The 14,544-nt window shown below is 62.5% G+C and carries 13 protein-coding genes and 1 pseudogene; 8 read left to right on the top strand and 6 right to left on the bottom strand.

All coding sequences use genetic code 11. The features are described from left to right. Positions 1 to 15 precede the first annotated feature (15 nt). From AC5I5I_RS18800 to AC5I5I_RS18775, 6 genes are all read right to left on the bottom strand, one after another. The gene (locus tag AC5I5I_RS18800) at positions 16 to 2,580 is read right to left on the bottom strand and encodes a DUF3772 domain-containing protein (protein WP_495975467.1); all 2,565 of its coding nucleotides are present in this window, start codon (positions 2,578 to 2,580) and stop codon (positions 16 to 18) included. Between the two features lie 8 nt (positions 2,581 to 2,588). Next, positions 2,589 to 3,587 (bottom strand): small ribosomal subunit Rsm22 family protein, encoded by a 999-nt coding sequence (locus AC5I5I_RS18795; protein WP_495975465.1) that lies wholly within the window; start codon positions 3,585 to 3,587, stop codon positions 2,589 to 2,591. A gap of 71 nt (positions 3,588 to 3,658) precedes the next feature. Continuing rightward, positions 3,659 to 4,123 (bottom strand): SRPBCC family protein, encoded by a 465-nt coding sequence (locus AC5I5I_RS18790; RefSeq protein WP_495765183.1) that lies wholly within the window; start codon positions 4,121 to 4,123, stop codon positions 3,659 to 3,661. A gap of 59 nt (positions 4,124 to 4,182) precedes the next feature. Then, entirely contained in the window at positions 4,183 to 5,406 is a 1,224-nt protein-coding gene (locus AC5I5I_RS18785) for an acyl-CoA dehydrogenase family protein (RefSeq protein WP_495765184.1), read from the bottom strand. A gap of 208 nt (positions 5,407 to 5,614) precedes the next feature. Beyond that, complete coding sequence (locus AC5I5I_RS18780) at positions 5,615 to 6,364, bottom strand: TetR/AcrR family transcriptional regulator (RefSeq protein WP_495975463.1); 750 nt, start codon at positions 6,362 to 6,364, stop codon at positions 5,615 to 5,617. Positions 6,365 to 6,420: 56 nt separating this feature from the next. After that, positions 6,421 to 7,110: a TetR/AcrR family transcriptional regulator gene (locus tag AC5I5I_RS18775; protein WP_495975461.1), complete on the bottom strand. Its 690-nt coding sequence runs from the start codon at positions 7,108 to 7,110 to the stop codon at positions 6,421 to 6,423. Between the two features lie 128 nt (positions 7,111 to 7,238). On the opposite strand from AC5I5I_RS18775, the gene AC5I5I_RS18770 reads away from it, so the two are divergent. The 8 genes and pseudogenes from AC5I5I_RS18770 (at position 7,239) to AC5I5I_RS18735 (ending at position 14,485) form a co-directional block, all read left to right on the top strand. Continuing rightward, positions 7,239 to 8,171, top strand: a complete 933-nt coding sequence (locus tag AC5I5I_RS18770; RefSeq protein ID WP_495975460.1) for a fumarylacetoacetate hydrolase family protein — start codon at positions 7,239 to 7,241, stop codon at positions 8,169 to 8,171. Between the two features lie 27 nt (positions 8,172 to 8,198). After that, on the top strand, positions 8,199 to 8,567 hold the full coding sequence (locus AC5I5I_RS18765; protein WP_495975458.1) for a YciI family protein: 369 nt from the start codon (positions 8,199 to 8,201) through the stop codon (positions 8,565 to 8,567). 27 nt (positions 8,568 to 8,594) lie between these two features. Beyond that, positions 8,595 to 9,101: pseudogene (locus AC5I5I_RS18760) on the top strand (NAD(P)-dependent oxidoreductase); the annotation flags it as partial. Continuing rightward, entirely contained in the window at positions 9,078 to 9,503 is a 426-nt protein-coding gene (locus tag AC5I5I_RS18755; RefSeq protein ID WP_495975810.1) for an NAD-binding protein, read from the top strand. The pseudogene AC5I5I_RS18760 and the gene AC5I5I_RS18755, both read left to right, overlap by 24 nt. A 13-nt stretch (positions 9,504 to 9,516) precedes the next feature. Then, a complete protein-coding gene (locus tag AC5I5I_RS18750; protein ID WP_495975456.1) occupies positions 9,517 to 10,407 on the top strand; it encodes a VOC family protein in 891 nt (296 codons plus the stop codon). A 68-nt stretch (positions 10,408 to 10,475) separates the two neighbouring features. Beyond that, positions 10,476 to 11,735: an amino acid ABC transporter substrate-binding protein gene (locus AC5I5I_RS18745; protein ID WP_495975454.1), complete on the top strand. Its 1,260-nt coding sequence runs from the start codon at positions 10,476 to 10,478 to the stop codon at positions 11,733 to 11,735. Between the two features lie 104 nt (positions 11,736 to 11,839). After that, a complete protein-coding gene (locus AC5I5I_RS18740; RefSeq protein WP_495975452.1) occupies positions 11,840 to 12,823 on the top strand; it encodes a Bug family tripartite tricarboxylate transporter substrate binding protein in 984 nt (327 codons plus the stop codon). Between the two features lie 36 nt (positions 12,824 to 12,859). Beyond that, positions 12,860 to 14,485, top strand: coding sequence for a CocE/NonD family hydrolase (locus AC5I5I_RS18735; protein ID WP_495975450.1), 1,626 nt, complete (start codon positions 12,860 to 12,862; stop codon positions 14,483 to 14,485). Positions 14,486 to 14,544: the final 59 nt, after the last annotated feature.

The raw sequence follows: 14,544 nt of genomic DNA, 5'->3' as shown, positions 1-14,544 counted from the left end.
TCTGGAACCCACAAGTCACCGCGCTTTCGGCTTTTTTGGGGCCGGCCGCTTGTGGTCCTCGGATTCGGGCGCGTCCGGCTCGTCGTCCTCGGCTATGCCTTCGATGTGAATGTGCCGGTGCGGGTACGGCATTACGATACCCTCGGCCCGGAAACGCTCGAGAATCGAGAAACAGATATCGCTCTTGATTCCTGCACCGTCGCCGAGATTTCGGACCACCCAGCCAAGCTCGAAATTGATGGCGCTTTCGCCGAAGCCGGTGAGGAATACGGTCGGCCCCGGGGTCTGCATGACATGCGGGTGCGCCTTTGCGATCTCCAACAGGATGTCTCGTACCTTTGCGACGTCGCTGTCATAGGCGACGCCGATTGCCACCGCCACCCGCGCAAAGGTGTCGGTGTGGGTGCGGTTCTTCACCACCTGCGTGATCAGTTCGGAATTCGGAATGATGACGCTTGCGCGGTCGCCGGTTTCGATCTCGGTTGCGCGCACATGGATACGGCGCACCCGCCCCTCCTCGCCCTTGACCGCAATGATGTCGCCGACCCGGATCGGCCGCTCCGCCAGCAGGATCAGCCCGGACACGAAATTCGACACCACCGATTGCAAGCCAAAGCCGATACCGATCGAGAGCGCGCCGGCGACCAGGGTGATCTTCTGAAAATCGACGCCGAGTTGCGCGAGCGCGAGCGCGCTGGCGACAATCACGCCGAGATAACCGAAAATGGTGGTCACGGAGTTCTGCAGGCTCGGATCGAGCGTGGTGCGCGGCAGGAAGCGGTTGTTGAGCCAGCCCTGGACCGCGCGCGTTGCCAGGATTCCGATGATTAGAATCGCAAGCGCGATCAGGATCGTGGTGAGCGATATCGAAATCTCGCCGATGCGGAATCCGAAGGTCGCGTCCTTCAGCACACCGACAAAATCCGCGGCGAAGATGCCCCACGGGCCAAGCAGCGGCATCAGCACGACCAGCACCAGGAGCACCCGGATGACCGCGGACAGCAGCGTGCCGAGCAGATCGATCGACCGCGGCTTCATGCCGAAGAAATGCGCAACCGAACGTCCGCGCGGCGTGGCAGCCGTCAGCACTTCGGTGAACAACGCGTCGACGAAAGTCAGCAGAATATAAAGCGCGCCGATCAGACCGAGCGCGGACAGAAAGCGGCCGGCGAGGAAGGCTGCCAACCCGATGAAGCCGGTCACCAGCGCGGCAATGATGCCGATTGCGAGCAGCCATCCTGCACTCCGAAGCCAACCGGCGCCGGCGACATCGTCTTCCAACGTTTCGCGGTTGCCCATCAGGAACAGGAACCGGCACAGCAAAGCCGCAATCACGGCAGCGAAGATCGCGTTGGTCGCAACCGTCAGAATGACCGGCGCCACGATGATCTGCAGGATCGCATTGATCAGAATGATCGCGCCGAGAATGCGGGCGACCCAGGTCAATTTCGACGCGACCAGCCCTGCGGTCTCCTCCTTCACCGAAAGCAGACGCCGGTCGGGATCGCCGGGCGCAAACAGTCCGACAGCGACCCCACGGCCGAAGGCCGCAATCGTGACCGCGATCGCGAGCGTCAGGCCGATATTGCCGATCCGCTCGGTCAGCAGGCCGAACCCGTTCAGGATCAGCAGCGCGCCGATCACGATCGCTGGCGCAGTGATGGTGACGCGCAGCAGCGACAACAACGCGAAGAACGACTTGGCGAAGCGGGTGCCGAGCTCTTTCGGCCGGAAGTCGCGCCGCACGAACCAACGCAGGAACAGTGCCGCGCTGACGAAGAACACAAACAACGCGAGGCCTGCCGCTCCCAAATTCCATGAGGTTGCGCTGGCGCGGAAATGATCCATCCAGCCTTGCGCCAGCAGCTTGACGCCAAACCATGCATCCGGCGCGGCCTTGAATGCCTGGGTCCAAAGCGCCGGATCGAGCACGCTCGAGGAGCGACCGAGCAATTGCTGGGTGAACAGCCCGCGGCGGCGTTCGGTGATCCGCACCGAAATATTGTCGGCGCGCAGCATCAAGAGCCGTGTCTGCTTCAGCGCGCCGTCGAGTGCCGCGCGCCGTTCCTCCAGCCGTGCGCGCTCTTCGGTGAGGGCCGGGTCCTCCTTCGGCTCGGCCTCGTCAGGCGCATCGCCAAGCTGCTTCAGCCGCGCTTCGACATCGACCAACCGCTCGTCGAGCGAACTGATGATCTCGCGCAGTTCATCACGGACCGGCTCCAGCCGGCCACGATGCTGAACCAGGGTCGAGTCGCCGATATCGGGACTTCGGAGCGACGTCTCGATCTGATCGATAGCCTCTTTCAGAGGCTCGATCGACGCCATCGTCCGCGACAGCCTCGGCCGTTCCGGGTCCGGCGCAGCCGGTTGCGCCGCAGGATCTGCAGCCTTTGGCGCCGGGGCACCCGCCTTTGGCGCCGGACTGGCCGCTTTTGGAGCGGCGGCCTTGGGAGCGGCCGCATTGGGCGCGGCAGCCTTCGGGGCGGTTTCCTGCGCGAGGCTCGCCGTCGAAATGGCGGCGGCCATGGCCAGCAATACCGATGCGGCGGAGAAACGGCGGATCAGAACATGAATCGACATTGGCCCTGTCAAGCAGTGGAATCGGAGGGCATTGTGGCATGCTCCGCCACGCAATCCCCCCATGCAAGGCGCCGCGCCTGCCGGAAGCGCGCGCCGTCCCGCTTTGACAGCAGGTTCTGGCTGGCGGTGCCGTTTTGCCCGCACAGCTTCAGGGAGACCGTGCCGCCTCTCACCTGCACCGACGCGATCACCCGCGCCGCCACCGGCAGCGGCGGATGACGGGATGCTGCGATGTAGATGAACTTCTCGTCCTCCCATGGCACATCGGCGGACTTGATCCGGCGGTGCATCCGCGAGCGCGCCACCCGGCGCGAGAAATGGCACCAATCCGGGGCCACAAGCGGACAGGCCAACGCATGCGGACACGGAGCGACGAGATGCGCGCCGGCCGCTATCAGACTCTCCCGCACCGAAAGGATACGCGACCAGCCGGCCGGCGTGCCCGGTTCAACCACAACGATCGTATCACCGGTGGCCTGCCAGAGCCGCTCGATCAGCGGGCCGATCGCCAACGGCGCGAGTTCGTCCAGCACATAGGCCAGCATGACCAGATCGTGCTGCGACTGCCCGGCTGCTGCGGCTGCGAGATCAGATGTACGCCAGTCGATGCTCCGGAACGCGAAACCGGACGCCAGCAACTCGCCCCATCGCCGGATGGCAGGACTGGTCTCGATCAGCGTGGCGTCTGAAACGCTCGGCCAGCAATCGCGCGCGGCAAACAGCGCGGTGCCGGGCCCGGCGCCGGCATCGAGCAGGCTTTCCGGCATGAAGCCGGGCCGCAATTGCGCGACCGCATCAAGGCTGGCACGCACCGCGGCATAAGTCGCCGGCATGCGGACCGCGAGATAGGCCCGTGCGGACAGGTCGTCCGCCAGATGCGCGCGACCGTCGCGGGTCTCGCTGCGATAGCGCGCCGACAGACGCGCGGCCGCGGCCTGCAGATCGGCAAGCGGCACGCCTTCGAGCGCATTGTCGACGGCCGTGCGAAGGACGGTAGGAAGCTCCATGCCGCGATTTCAACGAAATCCCGGCACGGCGCAACCTGCTTCACGCGTATGCGGCCCAGAACCGTCCTTCGTCAGGCGGCATAGGCCGGGTCTGCGGCCATCTGCCGGATTGCGCCGAGTGTGGCGTCGACCGCCTTGAGGTAATCGCGCTCCATGATGGCGCGAAACTCGCGTTCTTCCGCGCTGTCGGAGGGCGCATCGACAAGTTGCAGCGCGAACGAGAAGCGCAGACGCAAGTCCTTGTCGTCACCGAGAATCTCGTTGACGATGAAGCCGTCGACATTGCCGGATTCGCGCACGAACACGACCTTGTCCTCGGGATAGAACGTGATGCGCTCGCGCGCGTCCTCCCCCCGGAACACGATGTCGCGCACCAGTCCGTTTTCGAAGCGCGAAATCACGTCGCACTTCGCCATGCCGGGGACGAAAGGCAGCGCATTCTCCGCCTTCATCACCAGCCCGCGCCAGATATCGCTGCGGCTCAGGGGTTGCTGACCCGGCGCGTTGGCGGGAATTTCTTTCGATACGTAGATCATGTTGTCTCCTGACTGCTTCTTCCAAGCGCCGGGCTGGCGTCCTCAGCGAGGGCCCGCGGCTAGAAAATGCCTTGCGGTTGCAGCCCCAATCGTTGCGTCCCGTACATGGCCGACAGCATGTCCCAGTCGATGCTGGCATGCGTCGCCGCGGTGTTCGCATCGCGCCAGAAGCGCTGAACGCGACTTTTCTCGTCGGCCGCCGCGGCGCCCGACTTGTTGAAGATCTCGTTCACCACTTCAGTCGAGGTGCGTCCCGCAAAGCCGTGATTGCGCCGAATGCGGACCCGCAGCTCGATGTCGGGTGTGCCCCCGGCGAGCACGATGTCCTGCCCTTCGCGCAGACTGGTCACCATCAGCGTGCGTGCGGCGTCGATATGGGCGGCCGAGCGGCCGATCAGGCTCTGGATCAAAGGCTGCTCCGCCACTTTCTCGAATACGCCGGGACGCGCCATGCGCTTCGCATCGCGCGCAGTTTCGGTGAAGGCATCGAGCGCGCCCTGCGCCATGCCGACGATCGGCGCAACCAACGCGGTCGGACCGAAGGTCGGATATCCGAAGCGCGCCTGCCCGTTATCCGGAATGTCGAGGCCCGGCATCTTACCGGTGAAGATGGCGCCCAGCGGCAGGATCCGATGGTGCGGAACGAAGACCGGTTCGGTGATATGCAGCGTCTTCGATCCGGTGCCCTGCAATCCGGCGACATTCCAGCTGTCGTGATCGACGACGACATCCTTCACCGGAACTAGGCACCACGCCACCGTAGGCGGGCCCTCCTTGTTCGGTATCGCCGCCGAGAGAATGAGCCAGGCCGCGCTGTCGACGCCGCTGGCCCAGGGCCAGGTTCCGGTGATTTTGATACCGCCGTCGACGATCTCGACCTTCGGTGTCGGCACGTAGGAGACCGCGAGCAGATTGTCGGTGTCGTCCCAGACTTCCTGCTGCGCTTCGAGCGGGAAGAAAGCGGTCATCCAGCCGAAGCAGACCGCAAGCGTGCCGCACCAGCCGGTGCTGCCGCAGGCCCGGCCGAGTTCGAAACCGACCTGCGCCAGTTCCGCCGGCCCGTATTCGTAACCGCCGAAGCGCTTCGGCTGCATCATGCGAAAGACATTCGCATCGCGCAGCGCGTCCATGGTCTCTTGCGGGACCCGCCTGGCTTTTTCCGCGCGGAGCGCACGCGCGCCGATCTCCGGCGCAAGCCTGCGAATCCGTTCGAGGATGTCGTCGAATTCCGGCCGCGCTGCCAGCGCGTGAACCGCGGCGGAGCGTTTCGCTTCCTGCTGCATAGCCCGCTTCCTCCCTGAAAGCGTAACGTTCGTTACGGTACGAAATACTGCACAGCTTCTGACATTTGGCAACGACAATTCATTCGCTGCATTGCGAAGGCCGCGCGAGCTCATTCGTTGCAGACGCAACGAATTGATTTCATCGGATTGCGATTGCTGCGAAAAAGGAGGGCCCGCATCTGACAATTCAGATGGTTATCCCGCGGCTTTATTTTTTTGCCGTTTTGCTTTTTGACGCTGCCGGCCGTGACGTGTTGGATCGCCCGCGCGTTGAAGACGGCTTCGATGTCGTGCCGGCCGCGCAGCCGCTTAGAAAAACGGAGACCGCGATGTCGACCGTCTCATCGATCCGCCGGGCGCGATCCTTCTCACTCGACGCCGACGTGAGCCAGCTGAGGATCTGCTCGCCGATCAGCATGTCGTGAAGCAGGATGGCAAGGCGGCGCGGCTCCTTGTCCGCACGGATGTTGCCGTTCGCCTGCTGAAGCGCGATCCACTCCGCGAAGATGCGATACACCGTCTCCGGACCGGTCTTGTAAAACAGCCGGCCGGCCTCGGGAAATTCGCGGCCGATCGACGTCACCAGACGATGGAACGACATGATCTGCGGCGTCAGCACCATCGACACGAAGGAGCGTGCGATCCGCGTGGTCTGCTGTTCGAGCGTTCCGACCGGCCGGGTGTCGATGCGAATCGTCACATCGGAGCATAATTGCTGGACCACCGCCTCGAACAGCTTCGCCTTGTTCCCGAAGTTGGAGTAAATCGTCTCTTTCGAACCGCCGACGACCGCGATGATCTCGTTGATCGACACGCTGTCATAGCCGCGCTCGAGAAACAGCTTCGCGGCCGAACGCACGATCTTTTCGCGCTTGATCGCAGTGCTCTTGCGCAGGCCGGCTGAAGAGCCGTTGCTGTCCGCGGTCGCCTGATTTGCCGGTTTCCTCAGCGAGTCCATGGCTCAAGCTATGACAGGAACCGGTCGGGAGGCCAGCGGAAACGTGGAGCCCGGCCTCAGCGGCGGCTTGCCGCCGGCTTCAGGCATCCGCCGAGAAAGACGCGCACGGCGACGCGCACGGTTTCGTCGACCCGCGCCTTTTGCGCGGCGCGCGGCATGCTCGTGAGCCAGCCGAGTTGGTGCTCGCCAATCAGCATGTCGAGAAACAACACGGCAAGACGGTACGGATCCTCGTCGATCAGCCTGCCCTCTTTCTGATGCCGCTCGATCCATTTGCCGACGATGGCGTAAGCTGAACTCGGTCCGGACTGGAAGAACAGCCGCCCCGCTTCCGGGAAGGTGCGGCCGATCGAGACCATGAGCCGATGGAATTCCAGGATCGGCGGCGTCAGCACCATCTCGACAAAGGAATGGCCGATCTTGGTCAGCTGCTCCTCGAGCGTGCCGCCGGCATCGATATCGATGCCCAGCGTAACGTCGTCGCATTTCTGCCGGACGACCGCTTCGAACAATCCCTGCTTGCCGCCGAACCAGGCATAGATCGTAGCCTTGGAGCCGCCGGCGACACCGATGATGTCGTCGATCGAAACGTTGTCGTAACCCTTTTTCAGAAACAGCGGCGCCGCCAGCCGGACCAGCCGCTCACGGCGCGGATCGGAATTGGCTGCCTCCGCCGCGACCGGCGCCGACGAACCCTTCTGCGGCGCGCGTCGCGACGACGGAGCCTTGGCATCCTGAACTGACATGCGGTTTACCACGATGGACGATGTCGTCATGTAGCGCCAAAAGTTTTCTGTTGCACTATCCCTGATTTTGACTGTAACGTACAGTACAGTACAACGACAACACAATAAATGCGCTCGGGAGGACGTGAATGCAGACCGGATACCGGCTGATCAGCTACGCCGGCAAAGACGGATCGCCTGTCGCGGGGATCCTGGCCGCAGATCGCGTCGTTCCGGCAGCAAGCGTTCTCGGCGACACCTTCTCATCGGTGATGGATATCCTCCGGTCGTGGGATCAGGTTCACCCACGCCTCGCCAAGGCATGCGAGGACAAGTCCTTTGCCGACAAGGGCGTCCCGCTGTCCTCGGTCAAATTGCTGGCGCCGATCCTCTATCCCGGCACGTTCTATTGCGCGGGCGCAAATTACTGGGACCATCTCAACGAGATGGCCGCAATCGCCAAGAAGACCACCGGCCGTGACGTCCACATCACCAAGCCGGCCGAGCCGTGGTTCTTTCTGAAGACCGCGGCCGGCTCGATTATCGGCGACGGCGCACCGGCGCGTCTTCCGAGCTTCTCCAAGCAGGTCGACTGGGAGGCCGAAATCGCCGCGGTGATCGCGCGGCCGACCCGTAACATTTCCGAACAGGATGCGCTGAGTGCGGTCGCGGGATACGTCATTGTCAACGATCTCTCCGCGCGCGATCTGATGAAGCGCGAAGGCTCGATCTTCGTCTATGACTGGATCGGACAGAAGTGCTTCGAGGACGCGGCGCCGATGGGGCCCTGGCTCACGCCGGCCGCCTATGTGTCCGACCCGAACAATCTCGACATCAAGCTCTGGGTGAACGGCGTCCTCAAGCAGGATTCCAACACATCCAAGATGGTGCACAACACCGCCGAACAGATCGCCTATCTCAGCCGGCACATCACGCTGCAGCCGGGCGACGTCATCGCGACCGGAACGCCCGCCGGCGTCGGCCTGCCCAAGGGCGAATTCCTGAAAGTCGGCGACGAGGTGAAGATCGAAATTGCCGAGCTCGGCACCCTGACCAACAGGATGGTCGCCGACAACGCGTAAAAGTTTGTGTCCTTGTAGGAGTGCGTGATGCCGTCCGCCGCCCAGATGAAGATCGCGGAACTGACGAAAGGCATGCTGAAGCTCAAGCTTTTCGTCATCTTTTCACAAGGCAAGGGCCTCGACGTGACGCCTTATCTCGCCGAGCACCTTGAATACATGATCGCGCTCGAACGCGAGGGAAAGCTGTTCGCGTCCGGTCCGCTGGGCGATCCGTCAAAGGCCGACGGCATGACGATCGTGCGCGCGGCCGACGAAGAGGAAGTCCAGAAGATCGCGCTGAAGGACCCGTTCGTCGTTCATGGCATCCGCACCTTCCGGATCGTGCCATGGACGGTGATGGAAGGCTCGCTCAGCGTCACGGTCAATTTCTCCGACCAGACCGCAAAGATTTCCTGACAGCATCACAGCCGCCGACAGAGCGCTGGACGACAAGAAACGGAATCGGGACAGGGGAGCACGCGCATGCAGACGATTGGATTCATCGGCGTCGGGAAAATCGGACTGCCTATCTGCGAGCATCTGATCAAGGCGGGTCACAAGGTGATCGGTTATCGCCGGTCGTCGCTCGCCGATTTCGAGGCGCTCGGCGGCGTGGCGGCAAAGTCGCCGGCCGATGTCGGCGCACAGGCCGATATCGTCTTCACCTGTCTGCCGAACGATGCGGCGCTGGAAGAGGTCATCAACGGACCGGACGGCCTGCAAAAGACCGCGCGTCCCGGACAGATCATCGTCGAGTTCGGCTCTCACCCGGTTCCGGTGAAGCAGCAATACGTCAAGCCACTTGCCGAGAAAGGCGCGGTCTTCCTCGATGGCGAGGTCAGCGGCACGCCCGGCATGGTGCAGGCGCGCAAGGCGGTGATCTATCTCGGCGGACCGGCCGATGCGGTGAAGAAACTCGAACCGGTCATCGCGGATTTTGCCGACCTGTGCCTGCATCTCGGCGATTTCGGCGCCGCAACCAAGGTCAAACTCGTCAATAATTTCCTGGTCGCGCTCCACATTGCCGGCACCGCGCAGGCGATGGCGCTGGGACTGAAGACCGGCGTCGACAAGGATCTGCTGATCAAGGCGGTGGCCACCGGCAGCGGCGGCTCGTCGGCCTTCTCGATCCGCGCGCCTCTAATGGCGGAGCGGAAATTCATGCCGCAGATGGGAAATGCGGCCGGGCTCGCTCACTATCTCGACACCGCAAAGGACATGGCCGCGGAAGCCGGTGTCGCGACCGACCTTCTGGACAGCCTGATCGATATCTACGCGCGTGCGGTGCCGAATATCGGCGACCGCGATGTCGCAGCCATTCTCGAACACTTCGAAACCACCCGAAAAAACTGAAGGAGCGATCTCCATGATCGGCGTGCGCAAAATCTCTCATGCAGTCTACGAGGTTCCCGACCTCGAGCATCAACTCGAATATTACACCGAGGTTCTCGGCCTCTCGGTGACCGGGCGCGACAGCGACGCGGTCTATCTCGCGAACACGATCGACCACCATTCGGTCGTTCTGCGCAAGGGCTCGCATCCGCGTTGCACCAGCATCGGCTTCCAGCTCGGACCGGATGATGACCTGGACGGCTTCGAGAAGCAGACCGCGGCGCATGGCATCCGCACCGAACGCAAGAAGGACGCCCAGCCGACCGTCTCCGACATGGTGTCGTTCGAGGACATCAAGGGCACGGTGATGGAAGTGTTCCGGCAGCCGGAGCCGCAGAAGCAGCCGTTCACCAGCAAGGGCGGTGTCGTCCCGCACAAGCTCGGCCACATCGCCTTTCATGTCACCGACGCGCAGAAGGCGACGCGCTTCTATTGCGACGTGCTCGGCTTCCGCGTCTCCGACTGGATGGGCGACTTCTTCTCGTTCCTGCGCTGTGGGCCGGATCACCACACCATCAACCTGGTGGAGACCGGAAAGAACAAGCACTTCCACACCGCGTTCGAGCTGCGCGACTGGGCTCACATGCAGACTGCACTCGATTACATCAGCCGGCATGGCTACAAGACGCTGTGGGGCCCCGGCCGTCACGGCATCGGCCACAACCTGTTCTCCTACCATCGCAGCCCGAACGGCCTTATCACCGAGTTGTTCGCAGAACTCGACCAGATGAAGGATGAGTCGCTCGGCTATTTCGAGCCGCGCCCCTGGCACCGCGATCATCCGCAGCGTCCGAAGACGTGGCCGAAGACGCCCGAGGCCGCGAATCTCTGGGGTCCGATGCCGCCGGACGAAATGATGGAATAAGCACACTGCACAGAACCGGACGCAGAAGCCGGACCGAACTTTATCGATACGCAAACAGGGAGGTTTTTATGAACGTGACATTGCGGACGCTATGGGGGCGTGTCGCCGCGTTACTTGCGATCGTCGTCCTTTCCGTCTCCGCCGCCTCGGCGCAGGCACCGGCAGGCGATCCGATCAAGGTGGGCTTCAGCATGTCGCTGACCGGCGCGGTGGCGCCGAACGGTCAGCAATTGCTGCGGGCGCTGGAAATCTGGCGCGATGACGTGAATGCCGCGGGCGGTCTGCTCGGCCGTCCGGTCGAACTCATCCACTACGACGACCAGAGCAGCCCGGCGAATGTGCCCGGCATCTACCAGAAGCTGCTCTCGGTCGACAAAGTCGACCTGCTGCTCGGACCATACTCCACGAACATGGCCGCTCCCGCCATGCCGGTGATCATGCAGGCCGGCAAGACCACCATCACCATGCTGGCAATCGGTGTGAACCGGCACTTCAACTACGACCGCTATTTCTCGATGGTGCCGGTCTCGTCGGAGGGCGTGGCTTCGTTTTCCAGAGGCTTCTTCGAACTCGCCGCCGCTCAAAATCCGAAACCTGTGACCGTTGCCATGGTGGCGGCCGACGCGGAATTCGCCCGCACCGCGGCGGACGGCGCCAAGGAAAACGCCAAGAAGCTCGGCTTCAAGATTGTGTATGACCGGAGCTATCCGCCGACCAATACGGATTTCGCTCCGATCATGCGCGCGGTGCAGGCGGCCAATCCCGACATCGTGTTCGTCGCGGCCTATCCGCCAGACACCGTCGGCATCATCCGGTCCGCGAACGAAATCGGCCTGAAGCCGAAGATGTTCGGCGGCACCATGATCGGCTTGCTCGCAACCCCGCTCAAGGTGCAACTCGGGCCGCTCACCAACAACCTGGTGATCATGGAAAGCTTCACCCCGGCCTTCAAATTCCCGGGGCTGGAGGAAGTGCTCGCCAAGTATCGCGAAAAGGCGGCCGGGCAGAAGATCGACCCGTTCGGCTACGGCTTCGTGCCGTTCGGTTACGCCGCGGGGCAGATCCTCGCCAAGGCGGTGACCGAGACGAAAAGTCTCGATCACGACAAGATCGCGAAATACATCCACGCCAACACCTTCGACACCGTGGCCGGACCGCTGAAATTCGGCAAGGACGGCGAATGGGCGGAGCCGCGGACCGTGTTCTCGCAATTCCAGAATGTGCTGCCGAATGACGTCGCGCAGTTCCGCGACGGCTCGAAGCAGCCGGTTCTGTGGCCGGAGAAGTACAAGAACGGCACGATGATCTATCCGTACGCGAAAGACTGATCACCTGCCGAATGAAGACCGGGCGGACGACGTGAAAAACGCCGTCCGCCCCACAGCCGTCAACGGACGGCACCCGATACCAAAAACAAGATCCGGAGGAACCGATGCTCAAGCTCGCGCCGAAGCTGTGCACGATCGCGCTCGCCGCTCTGTTTTCTGCCTTAGGGATCAAAGCGCCTGCGATCGCCTCCGACTATCCCACGCGTCCCATCCGGGTGATCGTCGCAGTCGCGCCCGGCGGTGTCAGCGACATCTTCATGCGCGCGCTCGCTGAGCGCGTGACCGCGATCATCAAGCAGCCGTTCATCATGGAGAACCGGCCCGGCGGCGCGTTCAACATCGCGACGAGAAACTGCGCGGAGGCAACACCGGACGGCTACACCATTTGCCTGCTGCCGGGAGAGCCGCTGACCTACAACCAGTTTCTGTTCAAGAATCCCGGCTACAATGCAGCCACCGATCTGGCGCCGATCACCGGCCTGTTCTCCATCACGCAAGTGGTTGCGGTGAACGCCGACCTCGGCGTGAAAAATTTCGACCAACTCGCCAAGCTGTCGAAGGAAAAGCCCGGCACTCTCAGCTACACCGCGCCGTCACTCGCCCATGCCATGTTCCTGGAAGAATACAAGAAGAAGACGGGCGCCGACATCATCGGCGTACCTTTCAAGGGCGGCGGCGACGCGATGGCAAACTTCCTCTCGGGTAGCGTGCCGGTGGTCTTCCTCGGACTCGGCAATGTGCTGCCCTTCATCGAGTCCGGAAAGGCGACGGTGCTGGCCAGCGACGGCATCAAGCGCTCCACCATCATTCCGGACGTACCGACCGTGCAGGAAATCTACAGCGATATCGAATTGACGCGATCCTACTTCGTCCTGGTCGCGCCGGCCAAGACTCCACCCGACGCGATCGCAACGTTCAACAGCGCGATTTCCGAAGTCTACAAGGACCAGGAGTTCATCCAGAAGCAGCTGACGTCCAGAGGACTGGCGCCCGCTCTGATGACGCCGACCGAACTCACTGCTTTCCTCAATCAGGACCGCATGATCGCCGAGAAGGTCGTCAAGGCATCCGGCCGCCAGCCGCAGTGACGGCGACGTTATGCGAGTGTGGAGTAGACAACTTATATGAATACGCTTCAGCCGAGCTTTATCGCCACCATCACCGCGAAGGATGGCGTCGAGCTTGCAGCCGCGGTCTATCTTCCGGACGGCAAAGGGCATTTTCCGACGCTGTTTGCCGCCTCGCCGTACCGGTTCGACAACAATGTCGCGCCCGCCATGCCTATCTTCCTGTGGCGGGAGACCGGCCCCATCGACTATTACCTGTCGCATGGCTACGCCTTCGTGCATCTGGATGTGCGCGGCACCGGCCGCTCCGGCGGCGAATACCGCTACATGTGCGAAGCCGAGCAGCGCGACCTCTACGATGTCATCGTCTGGATCACGCAGCAGGCCTGGTCGAATGGCAAGGTCGGCGGAATCGGCCAATCCTATTACGCACGCATGCAATGGTTCATGGGCATCCAGAATCCGCCGGGACTGGCCTGCATCGCGCCCTATGACGGCAACGTCGATACTTATCGTTCATCGGCCTATACCGGCGGCATCCCCGGCGCGTTCCCGTCGACCTGGTACAACTCGACCACCCGCAACATCAATCAGTATCCGGCAAGCGGACCCTCGCGTTTCATCGCGTGGGACTATGTCGGCGCCGTCAAGCAGCACAACACCTACGACGACTTCTGGAAACAGCGCGCCGCGGCGGAGAATCTCGACAAGATCAAGGTGCCGGTGTTCTCCATCGGCGTCTGGACCAAGGTCGATTTGCATTTGAACGGCAATGTCGTCGGATTCCAGCGCACGCAGTCACCCAAGAAGCTGCTGGTCTTCGGCTCGTCGTCGTTGTTCGCAGCGGTCGCCGATTTTTCGAGCGTGGCGTTTCACGAGACCTATCTGCGCCCATTTTACGACTGCTACCTGAAGGGCGAGAAGACGTCCTATTCCGACCAGCCAGATGTCCGCTATTTCGTTCCGGGAGCGGAAGAATTCCGCTCCGCGCAGACATGGCCGCCGCAGAATATATCCTACCGCGCGTATTATCTCGGCGCCGGCCCAACAGCTTCGGTGCTGTCGCTGAACGACGGCAGCCTTGGCCCGGATACGGGCAACGGCTCTACCAGCTACGACTATCCCAATCCGCAATGGCGGGCCGGCGTGGTCGGGTTCGACAAGACCGGACGACCCGACCCGGTGCGACATGTGCTGACCTTCACCACCGGGCCGCTCGAAAGCGACATCGAGATCGCGGGCCCGATCCAGCTCAACCTGTATGCGTCATCCAGCAACCGCGACACCGACTTCATCGTCAAGCTGTCCGAGCAATATCCGCATGACGGACCCGCTGCCGACGGCGCGCAGCCCCGGTCGCGGGTCGTGACCAAGGGTTGGCTGCGTGCTTCGCATCGCGCGATCGATACGGAGAAGTCATTGCCGAACGCACCGTGGTACAGCCATGTTGCGCCGGAGCAGATCGAGCCTGGCAAAGTCTATTTGTTCGAGATTGCCGTGATGCCGACCGCCTACCGGTTCAAGAAGGGCAGCCGCATCCGGCTCGAAATCGCCAACGGCGATTCGCAACTCACGGAATTCGTATTCCAGCACGACTACACGCCGGACAAGGTCGGCCGCGACACCATCCATCACAGCGCCGAACACCCGTCCCACATCCTTCTTCCAGTGGTAACGGACTGAGAGCCGGCCGGAACATATTATTTGCAACTGAAAATAAATTACCATAGGACATCCCCCAA

It is taken from the genome of Pseudorhodoplanes sp. (genome assembly GCF_059499825.1).
This window is presented reverse-complemented; position numbering and strand designations above follow the sequence as displayed.